Annotated in this window: 16 protein-coding genes, 1 tRNA gene and 1 pseudogene; 13 read left to right on the top strand and 5 right to left on the bottom strand. The window is 60.9% G+C overall.

Annotation, left to right across the window (positions count from 1 at the left end; genetic code table 11):
• Position 1: 1 nt before the first annotated feature.
• Positions 2-525, top strand: a pseudogene (locus HFO99_RS33225) (integrase core domain-containing protein); the annotation flags it as partial.
• A gap of 37 nt (positions 526-562) precedes the next feature.
• On the opposite strand, the gene HFO99_RS00775 reads toward HFO99_RS33225, so the two are convergent.
• Positions 563-637 (bottom strand) — tRNA-Gly (locus tag HFO99_RS00775).
• A 256-nt stretch (positions 638-893) separates the two neighbouring features.
• Here HFO99_RS00775 and HFO99_RS00780 point away from each other — a divergent pair.
• The 4 genes from HFO99_RS00780 (at position 894) to HFO99_RS00795 (ending at position 3,795) form a co-directional block, all read left to right on the top strand.
• Complete coding sequence (locus tag HFO99_RS00780) at positions 894-1,403, top strand: prolyl-tRNA synthetase associated domain-containing protein (RefSeq protein WP_222358497.1); 510 nt, start codon at positions 894-896, stop codon at positions 1,401-1,403.
• A gap of 160 nt (positions 1,404-1,563) precedes the next feature.
• Positions 1,564-2,538, top strand: a complete 975-nt coding sequence (gene trxA, locus HFO99_RS00785; RefSeq protein WP_222334725.1) for a thioredoxin — start codon at positions 1,564-1,566, stop codon at positions 2,536-2,538.
• 372 nt (positions 2,539-2,910) lie between these two features.
• A complete protein-coding gene (locus HFO99_RS00790) occupies positions 2,911-3,597 on the top strand; it encodes an LON peptidase substrate-binding domain-containing protein (RefSeq protein ID WP_222359226.1) in 687 nt (228 codons plus the stop codon).
• 9 nt (positions 3,598-3,606) lie between these two features.
• Entirely contained in the window at positions 3,607-3,795 is a 189-nt protein-coding gene (locus tag HFO99_RS00795) for a Trm112 family protein (RefSeq protein WP_017966162.1), read from the top strand.
• Positions 3,796-3,859: 64 nt separating this feature from the next.
• Here HFO99_RS00795 and HFO99_RS00800 read toward each other — a convergent pair whose 3' ends face one another.
• Positions 3,860-5,074 carry a ubiquinone biosynthesis hydroxylase gene (locus tag HFO99_RS00800; protein WP_222334724.1) on the bottom strand — a complete coding sequence of 405 codons (1,215 nt, stop codon included), beginning with the start codon at positions 5,072-5,074 and terminating at the stop codon, positions 3,860-3,862.
• Positions 5,075-5,158: 84 nt separating this feature from the next.
• Between HFO99_RS00800 and tesB the strand changes: the two genes are divergently transcribed.
• The 6 genes from tesB to HFO99_RS00830 all read left to right on the top strand — a co-directional run bounded on the left by tesB (position 5,159) and on the right by HFO99_RS00830 (position 12,794).
• A complete protein-coding gene (tesB, locus tag HFO99_RS00805; protein WP_222334723.1) occupies positions 5,159-6,043 on the top strand; it encodes an acyl-CoA thioesterase II in 885 nt (294 codons plus the stop codon).
• Positions 6,044-6,254: 211 nt separating this feature from the next.
• Positions 6,255-6,605, top strand: coding sequence for a P-II family nitrogen regulator (locus tag HFO99_RS00810; RefSeq protein ID WP_003543684.1), 351 nt, complete (start codon positions 6,255-6,257; stop codon positions 6,603-6,605).
• 27 nt (positions 6,606-6,632) lie between these two features.
• Positions 6,633-8,060 carry an ammonium transporter gene (locus HFO99_RS00815; protein ID WP_222334722.1) on the top strand — a complete coding sequence of 476 codons (1,428 nt, stop codon included), beginning with the start codon at positions 6,633-6,635 and terminating at the stop codon, positions 8,058-8,060.
• Positions 8,061-8,341: 281 nt separating this feature from the next.
• Positions 8,342-11,035: an FtsK/SpoIIIE family DNA translocase gene (locus HFO99_RS00820; RefSeq protein WP_222358500.1), complete on the top strand. Its 2,694-nt coding sequence runs from the start codon at positions 8,342-8,344 to the stop codon at positions 11,033-11,035.
• A 139-nt stretch (positions 11,036-11,174) separates the two neighbouring features.
• Positions 11,175-11,843 (top strand): outer membrane lipoprotein carrier protein LolA, encoded by a 669-nt coding sequence (locus HFO99_RS00825; RefSeq protein ID WP_222249036.1) that lies wholly within the window; start codon positions 11,175-11,177, stop codon positions 11,841-11,843.
• Between the two features lie 147 nt (positions 11,844-11,990).
• Complete coding sequence (locus HFO99_RS00830) at positions 11,991-12,794, top strand: exodeoxyribonuclease III (protein ID WP_222358503.1); 804 nt, start codon at positions 11,991-11,993, stop codon at positions 12,792-12,794.
• Between the two features lie 48 nt (positions 12,795-12,842).
• Here the strand turns inward: HFO99_RS00830 and HFO99_RS00835 are convergent, their stop codons facing one another.
• Positions 12,843-13,298 (bottom strand): cyclic nucleotide-binding domain-containing protein, encoded by a 456-nt coding sequence (locus tag HFO99_RS00835; protein WP_222301020.1) that lies wholly within the window; start codon positions 13,296-13,298, stop codon positions 12,843-12,845.
• A gap of 135 nt (positions 13,299-13,433) precedes the next feature.
• A complete protein-coding gene (locus HFO99_RS00840; protein WP_222249035.1) occupies positions 13,434-14,117 on the bottom strand; it encodes a response regulator transcription factor in 684 nt (227 codons plus the stop codon).
• Between the two features lie 167 nt (positions 14,118-14,284).
• Between HFO99_RS00840 and HFO99_RS00845 the strand changes: the two genes are divergently transcribed.
• On the top strand, positions 14,285-14,806 hold the full coding sequence (locus HFO99_RS00845) for a L,D-transpeptidase (RefSeq protein WP_222358506.1): 522 nt from the start codon (positions 14,285-14,287) through the stop codon (positions 14,804-14,806).
• A gap of 230 nt (positions 14,807-15,036) precedes the next feature.
• Positions 15,037-15,867 carry an aldo/keto reductase gene (locus HFO99_RS00850; RefSeq protein WP_222358509.1) on the top strand — a complete coding sequence of 277 codons (831 nt, stop codon included), beginning with the start codon at positions 15,037-15,039 and terminating at the stop codon, positions 15,865-15,867.
• Positions 15,868-15,946: 79 nt separating this feature from the next.
• Here the strand turns inward: HFO99_RS00850 and HFO99_RS00855 are convergent, their stop codons facing one another.
• Positions 15,947-16,294, bottom strand: a complete 348-nt coding sequence (locus HFO99_RS00855; protein ID WP_222358513.1) for a cell surface protein — start codon at positions 16,292-16,294, stop codon at positions 15,947-15,949.
• Between the last annotated feature and the right edge of the window lie 9 nt (positions 16,295-16,303).

A 16,303-nucleotide genomic window follows, 5' to 3' on the forward strand; every position in this document is an offset into this window, starting at 1 on the left:
AGGCCTGCCCTTTGCCAGCCCCAACGGGCTCTACAACCTGTCGAACCTGTCGGTCTGGTGGTTGAGGCTCGGCAGGTATCGAATGCATTAAGCCATCCGCAGCAGAACGGTCGCCACGAGCGCCTGCATCTGACGTTGAAGGAGGAGGCCACCCGTCCGCCCGGCAAACGACCCTTCAACAGCAGGTACGCTTCGATGGCTTCATCAGCGAATTCAACGAAGAACGCCCGCACGAGGCGCTGGAAATGAGGCATCCGGCAGATATCTATCGGCCCTCAAACCGCTTCTACAAGCGTCTGCCCGAGATCGACTATCCCATGATCGCGAGTGCTGGTCACCAATTTCGGACGCATCTGCCTGCATCGCAAGAAGATCAATATCTCGACCGCGCTGGCCGGACAGAAACTGGGAATCAAGGAGGTCGATGACGGTATTTGGCTCGTCAGCTTCATGCACTATGGTCTGGGTTATTTCGACCTGGAGCAGAGGGCTTTGCAAACCATAGATAACCCGTTCGGCACGAGGTTGTCACCTATGTCTTCGGTATGGGCAATTGGAAAACTGGAGCGGGCGAAGGGATTCGAACCCTCGACCCCAACCTTGGCAAGGTTGTGCTCTACCCCTGAGCTACACCCGCTCAATCCGCATCGGTCCGGGGTAGTTGTTGGACCGTCGGCGCCGCCTCGCGGCGACCGGCGCTATATGGCCTAACGGGTTTTCAAATGCAACAGGGAAATGACGGAGAGGCGAAGAAAAATTCTGATGCGCGCAGACGCGCGGCGGAAAGGCCGCAAATGCGGGGCAAAGCGTCGGTCGCAAAGATTGCCAAACGATGTGGACCGACTTAATCAGGACGCCTCGCTTTTTTCCCTTCCTGCCCAATGGATTGCCCCATGTCAGAAAATGCCCCGAAGACAAGAGAAGAATTGTTTGCCTTTCTCGAAGGGCTCGGCATCGCCCATAAGACGGTCGACCATGCGCCTGTTTTCACCGTGGCGGAATCGGTGACCCTGCGCGATGAAATCCCCGGTGGTCACACCAAGAACCTCTTCGTAAAGGACAAGAAGGACAGGTATTTTCTGCTGACCGTGGAGGAAAATGCTGCCGTCGACCTCAAGCAGGTGCATAATGCCATCGGCGGGTCCGGGCGGGTTTCCTTCGGCAGACCGGAGAAGCTGATGGAGTATCTCGGCGTCGTTCCGGGTGCGGTCACGGCCTTCGGCGCGATCAACGATACTGCCGAGAATGTCACCTTCGTACTCGATGCCGAGCTGATGGCGCACGAGATCGTCAACTGCCATCCGCTATCCAATGATGCGACGACCTCGATTGCGAGCAGCGACCTTATCCGTTTCATGGAAGCGACCGGACATAAGCCGCTTGTCTTGAAAGTGACGTCCTGACATACGATTTTAGCGCTAAAGCGCGTCGCGATCTTTTAGATTCGCTTGCCGCGCTTTAGTCTTTGGTTTTGCGCATGCCTTTATCGCAAAACCGCACCACAGTTTTGCGCGACATGCTTTAGCAAAGACGCCGGAAGGATCGGCGCGGCGGGAGATACCTATGAGCGGCAGCGACAACCCCTATAACGCTTCCTTCGGAAATCAGATGACGGCGAGCACAAGCTTCGGCGCGGCACCAGAGCCCGCGGCTGCGGCCGGCAGCTACATCACCGAGACGACGACCGCGAATTTCGCCAAAGACGTCATCGAGGAATCGCGCAAGCAGCCGGTGCTGGTCGATTTCTGGGCGCCCTGGTGCGGCCCGTGCAAACAGTTGACGCCGGTCTTGGAAAAGGTGATCAACGAGGCCAAGGGCCGTGTCCGGCTGGTCAAGATGAACATCGACGACCATCCCTCGATCGCCGGCCAGCTCGGCATCCAGTCGATCCCCGCCGTCATCGCCTTCGTCAACGGCCGTCCTGCCGACGGTTTCATGGGCGCGGTGCCGGAAAGCCAGATCCAGCAGTTCATCGACCGGATCGCCGGTCCGGCCGGTGCCGACGAGGCGGCCGAAATCGAAGCGGTGGTTGCGGAAGCGGCGGAACTGCTTGCCGCCGGCAATATCGACGAGGCCGCTCAGCTCTATGGCGCCGTGATGCAGGCCGATCCCGAGAATGCCAAGGCGCTTGCCGGAATGGCCGAATGCATGATCGCCGCCAACCAGCATCAGCGGGCGCGAGAAATACTGACGGAATTGCCGGAAGAGCTGGCGAAAGACGCCGGCATCCAGGCCGTGCTGATGAAGCTTGAGCAGATCGAAGAGGCCCGCAAGCTTGGTGATCCCGTTGCCCTCGAGCGTGAACTGGCCGCCAATCCTGATGACCACGAGGCGCGGATCAAGCTCGCCAAGATCCGCAATGTCGAAGGCCGGCGCGACGAGGCGGCCGACCATCTGCTGCTGATCATGCGCAAGGACCGTGCCTTCGACGATGATGGCGCCCGCCGCCAGCTGCTGCAGTTCTTCGAGGTCTGGGGCTTCAAGGATCCAGCGACGGTTGCAGCGCGCCGCAAACTTTCGGCGATGCTGTTCTCGTAGATCAGGATGATTTTAGGCCTGATCGGCCTAAAATCTGAATCCTGATCTAAATCAAAGAAATAGAGCATGATCTCGCCCGAAAACCGCGCACACTTTTCGATCATGCTCTAGATCGCCGCGCGTCCGACAAGACATGCTGTCAGTTTGAATCTACGCATACCCCGAAAACCGATTCCGATTTTCGGGGTATGCGCCACTGCATAGTGCCTTAAATCGGAATCGATTTAAGGCACTATGCAGTGATTCAAAGTTTTACAGCGTCCTTTTGCGCGTCTAAAAAGACGCGCGGGGCTGTAAGTTTCGAGCACCTGCCCTTGCGTTTTCGGGCGAGGGCACCACATTCTCGTGAAGACGGGCATGCCCGTTACAAGAATGCGGGACGGTTTCATGCAAGTCGGGAATGCCAGATACCTGAAGCCGGGCGATCTGCCTGATGCGATCGCTGTCTTCCCCCTGACCGGCGCCCTCCTCCTGCCGGCCGGGCAGCTTCCCCTCAACATTTTCGAGCCGCGCTACCTAGCGATGCTGGATGCAGCATTGAGCGGAAACCGGCTGATCGGCATGGTGCAGCCGGCGCTCGGCGAACACGAGGACAAGGGCGGCGAGCCCAACCTTGCCGCTGTCGGCTGCCTCGGCCGCATCACCTCCTTCGCGGAGACCGGTGATGGGCGCTATATCGTATCGCTGACCGGCGTCTGCCGCTTCCGGCTGCTGGAGGAGAAAGCGACCGGCGATCCCTTCCGCATCTTCCGTATCGCCCCGTTCATCGCCGACCTCTCGGCCGCAAACGAGGAGGAGGCGGTCGACCGCGCAGCGCTTCTGACCGCCTTCAAAGCCTATCTCGATGCCAACAAGCTGGAGGCAGACTGGGAGAGCGTCGAGCGGGCGAGCAACCTGACGCTGGTCAATTCGCTGGCGATGATGTCGCCCTTCGGGCCGGCGGAAAAGCAGGCGCTGCTGGAGGCGCCCGACCTGAAGACGCGGGCCGAGACGCTGATCGCCATTACCGAAATCGTGCTGGCGCGTGTCTTCGGTGACTCCGACACGGTTCTGCAGTAGACTTCAGCCATGGATGAAAAACTCAGCCGCGTCGATCCAAAACTGCTCGACCTCCTGGTCTGCCCGCTCTCCAAGGGCCGGCTTTCCTATGATCGCGAGCAGAATGAGCTCGTCTCGGAAAAGGCACGGCTTGCCTATCCGATCCGCGACGGCATTCCGATCATGCTGGTGTCCGAGGCCCGCCGCCTCGACGATTAGTGCGAAGCGGCTTTCCCAGGCAAACCGCGAAGCGAATTTGCTGGGAATTGCGTAAAAACAAAAGTTAAATCGTCTCTCCCGCAAGCAGGCGCGGATTGTCCTTTGCCGTCGTTCCGGCCGCCTGGCCAATGAAGAAGGATTTGAGGCGTGGCAGCCGGTCGACGATGCCGAGGCCGACGTCGCGGGCGATGCGGATCGGTGTTGCGTCGTTGGAGAAGAGCCGGTTCAAGACGTCCGTCGTCACCCCCATGCGGAAAGTGTCGAAGCGCCGCCAGGTCTGGTAGCGTTCGAGAATGTTGATCGAGCCGATATCGAGGCCGAGCCGATCGGCGTCCACGATGGTTTCGGCAAGTGCCGCCACATCCTTGAAGCCGAGATTGAGCCCCTGACCGGAAATCGGGTGGATGCCATGGGCGGCGTCGCCGGCCAGTGCGAAACGCGGCGCGACGAAGGAGCGGGCGAGCGTCAGGCCGAGCGGGAAGGCGCGCTTGTCGCCGATCACTTTCAGGCTCCCAAGCTTGTGGCCGAACCGGCGTTCGAGCTCTTCCTCGAAGATCAGGTCGTCGGCAGCGACCAGCCGGTTGGCATCCGGCGTGCGCTCTGTCCAGACGAGCGAGGAGCGGTTGTTCTTGAGCGGCAGGATGGCGAAGGGGCCGGCCGGCAGGAAATGTTCTTCGGCGCACCCGCCATGCGGCCGCTCGTGTTCGACGGTTGCAACGATGCCGGACTGGCCATAGTCCCAGGTGACGGTCCTGATGCCGGCGAGATCGCGCAGCGTCGAGCGCACGCCGTCGCAGGCGACCAATAGCTTGGTTTCCAGCGCGCTGCCGTCCGAAAGCGTGACAGTGGCATGGGTGTCATGGGTCTTCAGCTCCGTGGCGCCGAGCCCGTGGCGGATGTCGATGCCGAGCCGGTCGCAGGCGCCGCGCAGGGCTGCGACCATCACGACGTTCGGGATCATGTGGGCGAAGGGCCGGCCTTCGGCGACTTCGCCGTCGAAGGTCAGAAAAACCGGACGCACCGGATCGGAGGTCTTGGAGTCGGTGACGATCATTTTGGTGATCGGCTGGGCTTCCGGCTCGATCTCGTTCCAGATGCCGAAGACCTCGAGCATCTTTGCCGCCGCCGCGATGATGGCGGAAGCGCGCGTATCGTTTTTCCAGACATGTTCGGGAGCCGCCTCGACGACGGCGACATTCAGATGCGGCGCCGCCTGTTTGACCGCGACAGCGGCGGAAAGGCCGACATAACCCCCGCCCACAACCAGCATGTCCAGCATCGCACCGCTCCCGTACCTTATGCCTCAGATGTGCTCTATATAGATCATCGCAACTTCACTTCCTACCGCTGGGAGACATAGAAAATGACGGGCGAGACATCAGGGCCTTCGGCGATGGAGGCGCTGCTTTCGACGCTCGACCTCGAGCCGATCGAGGTCGATATCTTCCGCGGCCGCAGCCCCAAGGTCGGCTGGCAGCGGGTCTTCGGCGGCCAGGTGATCGGCCAGGCGCTGATGGCGGCGCAGCGCACCATCGAGGGCGAACGTTTCGTCCATTCGCTGCATGCCTATTTCATGCGGCCCGGCGATCCCTCGGTGCCGATCATCTACCAGGCGGAGCGTATCCGCGACGGATCGAGCTTCAACACGCGGCGTGTCGTCGCCATCCAGCACGGCAAGGCAATCTTCGCGCTGTCGGCCTCCTTCCAGGTGGAGGAGCCGGGCTTCGAGCACCAGATCGCGATGCCCGAGGTCGAGATGCCGGAGGCGCTGCTCGGCGAGCAGCAGATCAAGGAACAGTATCTCGCGCATGCGCCGGAGGCGATCCGAAAATACTGGCAGCGCGAGCGGCCTATCGAGATCCGTCCCGTCTCGCTGACGCATTATTTTTCCGACAGGAAGCTCGATCCCAAACAGGATGTCTGGGTGCGCGCCACCGGCCCGGTTCCCGATGACCGGCTCTATCAGGCGGCGGTGCTTGCCTATCTTTCGGACATGACGCTGCTCGATACGTCGCTCTATGCGCACGGAACGTCCATCTTCGATCAGAGCCTGCAGGTGGCGAGCCTCGATCACTCCATGTGGTTCCACAGACCCTGCAAGCTCGACGACTGGCTGCTTTATACGCAGGACAGTCCGTCAGCTTCAGGCGCCAGAGGATTAACCCGGGGAAGCCTGTTTACCCGATCGGGTGAGCTGATTGCCTCTGTCGCGCAGGAAGGACTGATTCGGAAAAAGGCAAATGAATAAATAATGTGCATCTTTTTGAATTTGCGCGTTATTTGTGCGCTTATCGGCCGATCATTTGCCTGTTTATTGGCGCTCTTTATTATAACCTTTACTTTTCAATAACTTACGATCTGCCTCGAATCTGGCACGCCCCTTGAATGTGTATTCGCCGGTCGCTGTTCAGGAATGTCAGCGGCAAGGAGAGTCGGCTCCGCGCCGAGGATAACGAAGGATGGGAAACCAGATGAAAATTGTGATGGCCATTATCAAGCCGTTCAAGCTCGATGAGGTCCGCGAAGCCCTTACGGCGATCGGTATTCAGGGGCTGACCGTAACCGAGGTTAAGGGCTACGGGCGCCAGAAGGGGCACACCGAAATCTATCGCGGCACCGAATATGCAGTCAGCTTCCTGCCGAAGCTCAAGATCGAAATCGCGGTTGCATCGGAACTCGTCGACAGGGCGGTCGAGGCCATCGCTGCATCGGCCAAGACCGGCCAGATCGGTGACGGCAAGATCTTCGTCTATTCGATCGACCATGCCGTGCGCATCCGTACGGGCGAAACCGATTCAGAAGCGCTGTAAGAACGGCAGATCAAGGAGCTTTACCCAATGTCAATTTCGAAGTTTTCTTCCACCTTTGCGCGTGTTTGCGCAGCAACGGTTGCCCTTCTGGCGCCGGCCGTTGCTTTCGCGCAGGAGGCTGCACCAGCTGCCACCGCCGCTGCTGCTCCTGCTTTCACCATGGACAAGGGTGACAATACCTGGATGCTCGTCTCCTCGGCGCTCGTCCTTCTGATGACCATCCCCGGCCTTGCGCTTTTCTACGGCGGTCTCGTCCGCGCCAAGAACATGCTCTCGGTGCTGATGCAGGTCTTCATGATCACGGCCGTCGTGGCGCTGATCTGGGTGACCTATGGCTATTCGCTCGCCTTCACCGACGGCGGCTCGCTGAACAGCTTCGTCGGCGGCTTCTCCAAGGCGTTCCTCGCCGGCGTCAACACGTCGTCGCTCGCCGAAACCTTCTCGAAGGGCGTCGCCATTCCGGAATACACCTTCATCGTCTTCCAGATGACCTTCGCCTGCATCACGCCCGGCCTGATCGTCGGCGCATTCGCCGAGCGCATCAAGTTCTCGGCCGTCATGCTCTTCGTCGTGCTCTGGGTCACCTTCATCTACTTCCCGATGGCCCATATGGTCTGGTTCTGGGGCGGTCCGAGCTCCTACACCTCGCCGGCCGGCCTGATCTTCTCCTACGGCGCAATCGACTTCGCCGGCGGCACGGTCGTTCACATCAATGCCGGTATCGCGGGCCTCGTCGGCGCCATCATGCTCGGCAAGCGTACGGGCTATAAGAAAGAAATCATGGCTCCGCACTCGATGACGCTGACCATGGTCGGCGCCTCGCTGCTCTGGGTCGGCTGGTTCGGCTTCAATGCCGGCTCCAACCTCGAAGCCAATGCCTATGCCTCGCTTGCCTTTATCAACACCTTCGTCGCAACGGCTGCCGCCGCTGTGTCCTGGTGCATCGTCGAATCCCTCACCCGCGGCAAGGCTTCGATGCTGGGTGGCGCTTCCGGCGCGGTTGCCGGTCTCGTCGCCATTACCCCGGCGGCAGGCTTTGCCGGCCCGATGGGCGCGATCGTTCTCGGCCTCATCGTCTCGCCGGTCTGCTACTTCTTCGTCGACGTCGTGAAGAACAAGTTCAACTACGACGACAGCCTCGATGTCTTCGGCGTCCATTGCATCGGCGGCATCATCGGCGCTCTCGGCACCGGTATCCTCGTCAACCCGGCCCTCGGCGGTGCAGGCATCGTCGATTATTCGACTGCAGACTTCGCAGCCTCCTATGCCGGCACGGCAACCCAGGTCTGGGCTCAGGCCAAGGGCGTGCTGACGACGCTGCTGTGGTCGGGCATCGGCTCGGCGATCCTCTACAAGATCGTCGACGTCGTGATCGGCCTGCGTGTCACCGTTGAAGCCGAACGCGAAGGTCTCGACCTTTCGACCCACGGCGAAGCCGCCTACCACTCTTCCTGATCACTGGGTTTGCGGCGCCCGGCAAAAGGGCGCCGCTGCACGGCCCGTCGCGGCCTATCTCGAGCTTTTCCGGGTTAGACCCGGAAAAGCTGCCATAGACCGCATTTCGCCCGGACCTTCCAAGGTTCGGGCCTTTTTTCATTTCCCTGCTCGGAATGCACGTCCAGGCATGCATGGTTAACATCGCTTTAACCCGGCTCTGATTAGGTAGAGCGGACGCATTTTGGCACGGCGAAGCTTCAGCGATTCGCGTGTCCTCAGGCATTGGACGGGTTAGACACATGGCAAGAAGCACGTCGCCGGCAATGGATGGCCGTCCGGATCGGTTCTCCTTCTCGGCATTCATGCTGCGGCAAATCCAGGCGCTCATCGGCTTTGCGATCTTTCTGCTGCTGGCGTTCTGCGTCGCGGCGCTGGCGACTTGGAATGTCGCCGATCCGAGCTATTCCTATGCCACTGCCAACCTGCCGACGAATATTCTCGGTTACAGCGGTGCCGCCTTTGCCGATATCGTCATGCAATTCCTCGGCCTTGCCAGCGTCGTTTCGATGCTGCCGATCGTCGCCTGGGCGCTGACGCTGATTTCTGGGCGCCGCTTCAGCCGTATTCCCGCCCGCATCGGCGCCTGGTTGGCCGGTTCGGTGCTCTCTTCCGCCGTCATCGGCTGTTTTCCGCCGCCGCTCACCTGGCCGATTCCGAACGGCATCGGCGGCGTTGTCGGCGACATGATCCTGCGTTTTCCGGCACTCTTCGTCGGCGCCTATCCCACAGGCACTTTCGCCATGGTCGTCGGCTGCATCTTTGCCGCGCCGACCGCCTGGATGATGCTCTTTGCATCGGGCCTCGTCGGTCGCAGCGACGCTGACGAGGAGATCGAGGAAGACTACGTCGATACAAGAAGCAAGGCCCGCGTCGTCGGAGACGAGGACGAGGAGGAGGATGAGTCGCGCTGGGTCGCTTTCAGCGGCGCCTTGACGCATGCCTGGTACATGAGCCAGGGCCGGCTGCGCCGGCTCTTCGGCATGGGTCCGCGCAAGCGGCGCCAAGGCGATTACGAATCACCTTATGATTTCAACGATGACGAGTTCGGCACGCTGAACGAACCCGTTCGCGCCAAGGCGCCGACCGTCCGCGGCGAGCGCATGGAGCCCTCGATGGAACCATCGATGGCGCCAAGGGCGGCTTCGCCGCGACGCATCGTCTCCGCGCCGTCGCTGTCCATCGATGACGACGACGACAATGACGACGACCTGCCCTTCGATAACGACATGCCGCCGCGCCCGGCCGATATCCTGCCCGACGACGATGACGACGATTGGATGATCCGCGCACCGGCAAAGGCGGCCGGCAAGCCGGAACCGCGCGTCGTCCCGGTGGTCGCACGCCCGAAGCCCAGCGCCCGCATCGAGCGGGAGGCGCAGGGCTCGTTTATCCGCCCCGACGGTTTCCAGCTTCCGTCGATGCATCTGCTCGCCGAACCGAAGAACGTCGTGCGCGACTCCACGCTTTCGGCCGATGCGCTGGAACAGAACGCCCGCATGCTCGAAGGCGTGCTCGAAGATTTCGGTGTCAAGGGCGAGATCATCCATGTCCGTCCCGGCCCTGTCGTGACGCTCTACGAACTGGAGCCGGCGCCCGGTATCAAGTCGTCGCGTGTCATCGGCCTTGCCGACGATATCGCCCGCTCGATGAGCGCGATTGCCGCCCGCGTCGCCGTCGTGCCCGGCCGCAACGCGATCGGCATCGAATTGCCGAACCAGACGCGCGAGACCGTCTATTTGCGCGAACTTATCGCCTCCCGGGATTTCGAGGGCAGCAAGGCGAAGCTCGCCATGGCGCTCGGCAAGACGATCGGCGGCGAAGCCGTGATCGCCGATCTTGCCAAGATGCCGCATCTGCTCGTCGCCGGCACCACCGGCTCCGGCAAGTCGGTCGCCATCAACACGATGATCCTGTCGCTGCTCTACCGCATGACGCCGGAACAGTGCCGGCTGATCATGATCGACCCGAAGATGCTCGAACTCTCCGTCTATGACGGGATCCCGCATTTGCTGACGCCCGTCGTCACCGATCCGAAGAAGGCCGTCGTCGCGCTCAAATGGACGGTGCGCGAGATGGAAGAGCGCTACAAGAAAATGTCGAAGATCGGCGTGCGCAATATCGACGGCTTCAACACCCGCGTCGAGCAGGCGCTGTCGAAGGGCGAGGCGATCTCGCGCACGGTGCAGACCGGATTCGACCGCCATACCGGCGAGGCGATGTACGAGACCGAAGAATTCGATCTAAGGCCGATGCCCTATATCGTCGTGATCATCGACGAGATGGCCGACCTGATGATGGTCGCCGGCAAGGATATCGAAGGCGCCGTCCAGCGTCTGGCGCAGATGGCGCGTGCGGCCGGCATCCACGTGATCATGGCGACACAGCGTCCGTCGGTCGACGTCATCACCGGCACGATCAAGGCGAACTTCCCGACCCGCATCTCCTTTCAGGTGACCTCGAAGATCGACAGCCGCACCATTCTCGGCGAACAGGGCGCCGAACAGCTGCTCGGCATGGGCGACATGCTCTACATGGCGGGCGGCGGGCGTATCCAGCGCGTGCATGGCCCGTTCGTCTCGGATGTCGAGGTGGAAGAGATCGTCTCCTACCTGAAGACCCAGGGCTCGCCGCAATATCTCGATGCGATCACCGCGGATGACGACGAAGACGGCGATTACGGCGGCGGTGGCGGCGGTCCGGCCGGCACGTCCAATCTTTCCGAATCGGAAGATCCCTACGACCAGGCGGTCGCCATCGTACTGCGCGACGGCAAGGCGTCGACCTCCTACGTCCAGCGCCGGCTCGGCATCGGCTACAACCGCGCCGCCTCGCTCGTCGAGCGCATGGAGAAGGAGGGCATCATCGGACCGGCCAACCATGCCGGCAAACGCGAGATTCTCGTTCCCACAGAAGGCGACATCCTCGACCGCTGACGGAACAGGCATATATTTCCAATACAGCCGCTTTTGCGGAAACCTGATAGCATCGAAGCCGTTACCTCTCGCAGGCCGATCGCAACGCCTTGAAGACGCCGCCTTTCGGCAGCATGCAGATCGCATAAAGGAGATTTAGATGAGTCACTCCGATAGCTTCCTCTCCGGCCTGACGGTAACGCGCCGCGATCTTCTCGGCGCCTTCGCCGTTGCTGCGATGGCGAGCGCCATTCCGTTCGGCGCTCATGCGCAGGCGGCAGCTCCCGCCTCCGGCACGGCGCAGGCGATCGCCGATCATTTCTCCGGCGTCACGACGATGCAGGGTGAATTCGTGCAGTTCGGCCCGCGCGGCGAGCAGACCGGCGGCAAGTTCTACATCCAGCGCCCGGGTAAGTTGCGCTTCAACTATGACGCTCCGTCGCCGATGCGGGTGATCGCCGACGGCAAGAACGTCGCCATCGGCAATACGAAGCTCAAGACCTGGGATCTCTATCCGCTCTCCAAGACCCCGCTCAGCCTGCTCTTGGCGCAGCATATCGACCTGTCGGCCGGTATGGTGAAGGGCGTGAAGCAAGAGTCCGACCTGACGACGATCGCGCTCGGCAACAATACGGTGTTCGGAAACTCGACCATCACCATGATGTTCGACCCGAAGACCTACGACCTGCGTCAGTGGACGATCACCGACAATCAGGGCAAGGACACTTCGGTGATGATCTTCAACGTCAAAACCGGCATGCAGTTCGACGATCGCGTCTTCCGCGTGCCCTATGAGACCATTCCCGGCACGCCTCAGTCGCGCGACTGAGAGCTTTTCGGTTGATCGCCGGCCGCTTTGACATGCGGCCGGTTCCCTCGCGTCCGCCTTTGTTTTAAAGCCCTTTCATGAAAGCGGATCGCATGAAAGCCGTTGCACGGTTTGCGCGATACGCGTTGGGCGTGAAAGGGCATCGGCATGGGCTTTTCGATCACCACCTGGAACATCAACTCGGTGCGGCTACGCATGCCGATCGTCGAGCAACTCGTTCTCAAGCACAGGCCCGATATCCTCTGCCTGCAGGAAACCAAGGTGACGAACGACCTGTTTCCAGCGGCACCGCTCAGGGCCATGGGCTACAATCACATCATCATCCATGGCCAGAAAGGCTATCACGGCGTGGCGATCGCCTCGCGCATTCCGTTGACCGAGGATCACCGGCAGGATTATTGCGGCGTCGGCGATGCGCGCCACATCTCGGCGATCTTCGAGCACGGCAATCGCCGCGTCCGGCTGCATAATTTCTATGTCCCGGCCGGTGGCGACGAGCCGGATCGCACGATCAATCCGAAATTCGGCCACAAGCTCGATTTCATCGAGGAGATGAAGCTGCTGAAAGCCAACGGTGAGGCCAACACCTCAGCGATCCTCGTCGGCGACCTCAACATCGCGCCGCTGGAGCACGATGTCTGGTCGCACAAGCAGCTTCTGAAGATCGTCAGCCATACGCCCGTCGAAACCGAGGGGCTGCTCGAGGTGATGAAACGCGGCGCTTGGCTCGATCTCATGCGCCAGCATGCGCCTGAAAACGAGAAGCTCTACACCTGGTGGAGCTATCGCGCCAAGGACTGGGAGGCGGCCGATCGCGGCCGTCGTCTCGACCATATCTGGTCGTCGTCGGATCTCGGGCCGCATCTGAAGCGGATCGAGATCCTGAAGGAGGCGCGCGGCTGGGATCGTCCCTCCGACCACGTACCGGTCACGGCGCATTTCGATTTCTAGAGCGATGCAGTTCGGCTTTTCGTAAAGCGCAGAACCGCCCTAACGGGATCAGCTGAAGCGGTGGAACTGGCTTGCGGCCTTTGCCGCAAGCTCGGCGAGATTGTCGCGGATCCGGTTCTCGATCAGCCGGGCTGCGTCCGGATATTCTTCGATCAGCCGGTGGAAGAGGGCGCGGGTAATGCGGATGATGCTGGTGTCCTCGCGCGCTACCGCGGTGAACTTGCGCTCCACCAGTGTCACCAGCGCCAGCTCGGAAACCAGGGTTCCGGGACCGGCGATCCCCTCTGTCCTCTGCATGCCGTCGCTGCTCGTCGCGCTCAGCTCCAGGCTGCCGGTGAGGATGACATAGGCGCTCTCGGCCGGTGAGCCTTGGCGAAACAGCATCTGGCCGGCAGCGATCATGCGCCGGTCGCCGCCGAAGGCGACCAACCGCAGCTGATCCTCGTTCATGTCCTTGAACAGAGGAAGCTGCGCGAGCATGTGGATGTCGTCGGTCAGCGCCATGCGGGCTTTTCGCCTTAGAGCAATTCCAGCAAAAGTGCCTAGCGGTTTTGCCAGGCAAAGCGTGAAACGCTTGCCGGGAATTGCGTGAAAACAAAGAGATAAAGCATTTCCGTGATTCGGAGAAAAGGAAATGCTCTAGGGTATGATCTTGTAGCCGCCGTTTTCCGTGACGAGGATTTCGGCATTGGAGGGATCGCGCTCGATCTTCTGGCGCAGGCGGTAGACGTGGGTTTCCAGCGTATGCGTCGTCACGCCGGAGTTATAGCCCCAGACCTCTTCGAGCAGCACGTCGCGGGTGACGACTTTCTGTTCGGCGCGGTAGAGATAGCGGATGATCGCCGCTTCCTTTTCCGTCAGCCGGATCTTCTGGCCGGTATCGGTGGTCAGCAGCTTCTGGCTCGGCTTGAAGAGGTAGGGGCCGACGGTGAAGGTCGCATCCTCGCTCTGCTCATGCTGGCGCAGCTGCACGCGGATGCGCGCGAGCAGAACGGCGAAGCGGAAAGGCTTGGTGACATAGTCGTTGGCGCCGGCTTCGAGGCCGAGGATCGTGTCGGAATCGGTATCATGGCCGGTCAGCATGATGATCGGCGCCTTGAAACCGCCCTTGCGCAGCAACTTCACTGCCTCGCGGCCGTCCATATCGGGCAGGCCGACATCCATGATCAGCAGGTCGATCGGCGTCGAGCGGGCGGTCGCGACACCTTTGCCGGCGTTGGCTTCCTGCAGAACCGTGAATTCCTCATACAGCGACAATTGCTCCGTCAGCGTCTGCCGAAGGTCATCGTCGTCATCCACCAGAAGAATGGTGCGTGCGGTCATGCCGTTTGCGTCCTCATGTTAAGTTCCCTAGTCCTACGCCAAATTCCTGGTTTGGCAAGGATCGGGCAGCGGGCTGTTGCCGGGTCGGTTTTGATATGATTTCAATCGAAGCCCCAGACAAGGCACGACATGCGAGAAAAATGGAAAAAGCAAGGCAGAGGCGGGGTATGACGCCGTCGACGATGGTGGTGCGTCCTGCGCCGGGGCGTAAGAGCCGAGCAATCGTCCGGCTCGGCACCATCACCGTACCGGCTGCGATCGGCCGTTCCGGCCGCACCGTGATGAAACGCGAGGGCGACGGCGCCACGCCGATCGCCTCGATGAGGCTGATATCCGGCTTCCGGCGCGGCGAGCGGAACGGCCGGCTCGTCACTCCGCTTTCCATCCGCCGCATCCGCCCCGACATGCTCTGGTGCGATCGGTCTGACAATGCCAGCTACAACCGCCTCGTCCGGGCGCCGTTCGGCGCAAGTCACGAGGAGATGCGGCGCAGCGACGGGCTCTACGATATCTGTCTCGTGATGGACTGGAACATCTCCTCGCGTGCGCGCAATCGCGGCTCGGCGATCTTCTTCCATCTGATCAAACCGGGCTACGAGCCGACGGCGGGCTGCGTGGCGGTGAGTCTCAGCAACATGCGCCGCCTGCTGCCCTACCTTCGAAAAGGAACGATTGTCCGCGTCGTCTGATTGTCTTCCGAATGCGGCCGCCTATATGTTTTCGGTGACCGAACGCTCCGGCTGAAATGCGTTCAGGGACGTCCGCACCCTGCACAATTCCTCAAATCGAAATCGATTTGAGGAATTGTGCAGCAATTAAAAGTTTTACAGCGTCCTTTGCGCGTCTTAAAAGACGCGCGGCGCTGTAAGGGGGCGCAATTCATGCCTCGTCCAATTCTTCAAACTCCCGGAGATATATTGTGACCGCTCAACCCATCATCACTTTCCATGACGGACATTCCATTCCGCAGGTCGGCCTCGGCGTCTGGCAGACGCCGCAGGATATCGCCGCTCCCACCGTGCGCACGGCGATCGCCGCAGGCTATCGTCATATCGATACGGCTTCCGGCTACGACAACGAAGAGGGCGTCGGCGAAGGCATCCGCTCTTCCGGCCTCGACCGCAGGGATATCTTCGTCACCACCAAGCTCAGGAACGACGACCAGGGCTACGACAATGCGCTGCGCGCCTTCGACGGCAGCCTGAAGAAGCTCGGTTCCGAATATGTCGACCTCTATCTCATTCACTGGCCGTCGCCGCATCGCGGCCTTTATACGGAGACCTGGAAGGCTTTCGTTCGCATCCGGGAAGAGGGCCGCGCCCGCTCGATCGGCGTGTCGAATTTCAATCCTGAACATCTCGAGCGCATCATCGGCGAGACCGGCGTCGTTCCCGTCATCAACCAGATCGAGCTGCATCCCGATTTCCAGCAGAAGGCGGCGCAGGAGGTTCACAAGAAGCTTGGCATCGCCACCGAATCCTGGAGCCCGCTCGGCCAGGGCAAGTTCATCTCGAATGCTGTTGTTGGTGAGATTGCCAAAAAGCATCAGAAGACACCGGCTCAGGTCATCATTCGCTGGCACATCGACACCGGCCTTGTCGTCATCCCGAAGTCGGTGACGCCGTCGCGTATCGAGGAGAATTTCCAGGTGTTCGACTTCAAGCTCGATGCCGATGATATGGCTGCGATCGCCAAACTCGACAGTGCCAGCGCTCGCATGGGACCGGATCCGATGACGGCAGCCTTCTGATTAAGCAAGCCAATGAGCGGCCGCGCGGGTGAGAATCGCCCGTAGCGGCCGTTGCATCAAGGAGGCATGCAGCCTTCAGTCAATAATTGCAGTTGGACGATCCGTTGGTCGGGGCGAAGCCGTAACTACAGCTATTGCCCAGGCTCTGCGGTCTTCCAATTGCGCCGGTATAATCGTCGAAGGCGTGTGAGGGATACCAATAACCGTTCGCGCTTTTGATATAGCCGGGCCGGCCGCTGCTGTCGCCGCGGTATCCGTTGAGCGACGGTATCTTCTTCTGTGCGACCTGCAGCAGTTGGCCCGAGGCGAGCGTGATTGGCGGTATGGTTGGATGCATCGGCGCGGCGCCGACGGCGTCGATCGATGCCAGCGGTGCGAAGATGATCAGGCCGGCTCGCAGTAAACTCGCTACTAATTTCTGCCTCATGGCGCTTCC

Source organism: Rhizobium leguminosarum (assembly GCF_019798305.1).
GTDB lineage: Bacteria > Pseudomonadota > Alphaproteobacteria > Rhizobiales > Rhizobiaceae > Rhizobium > Rhizobium leguminosarum_U.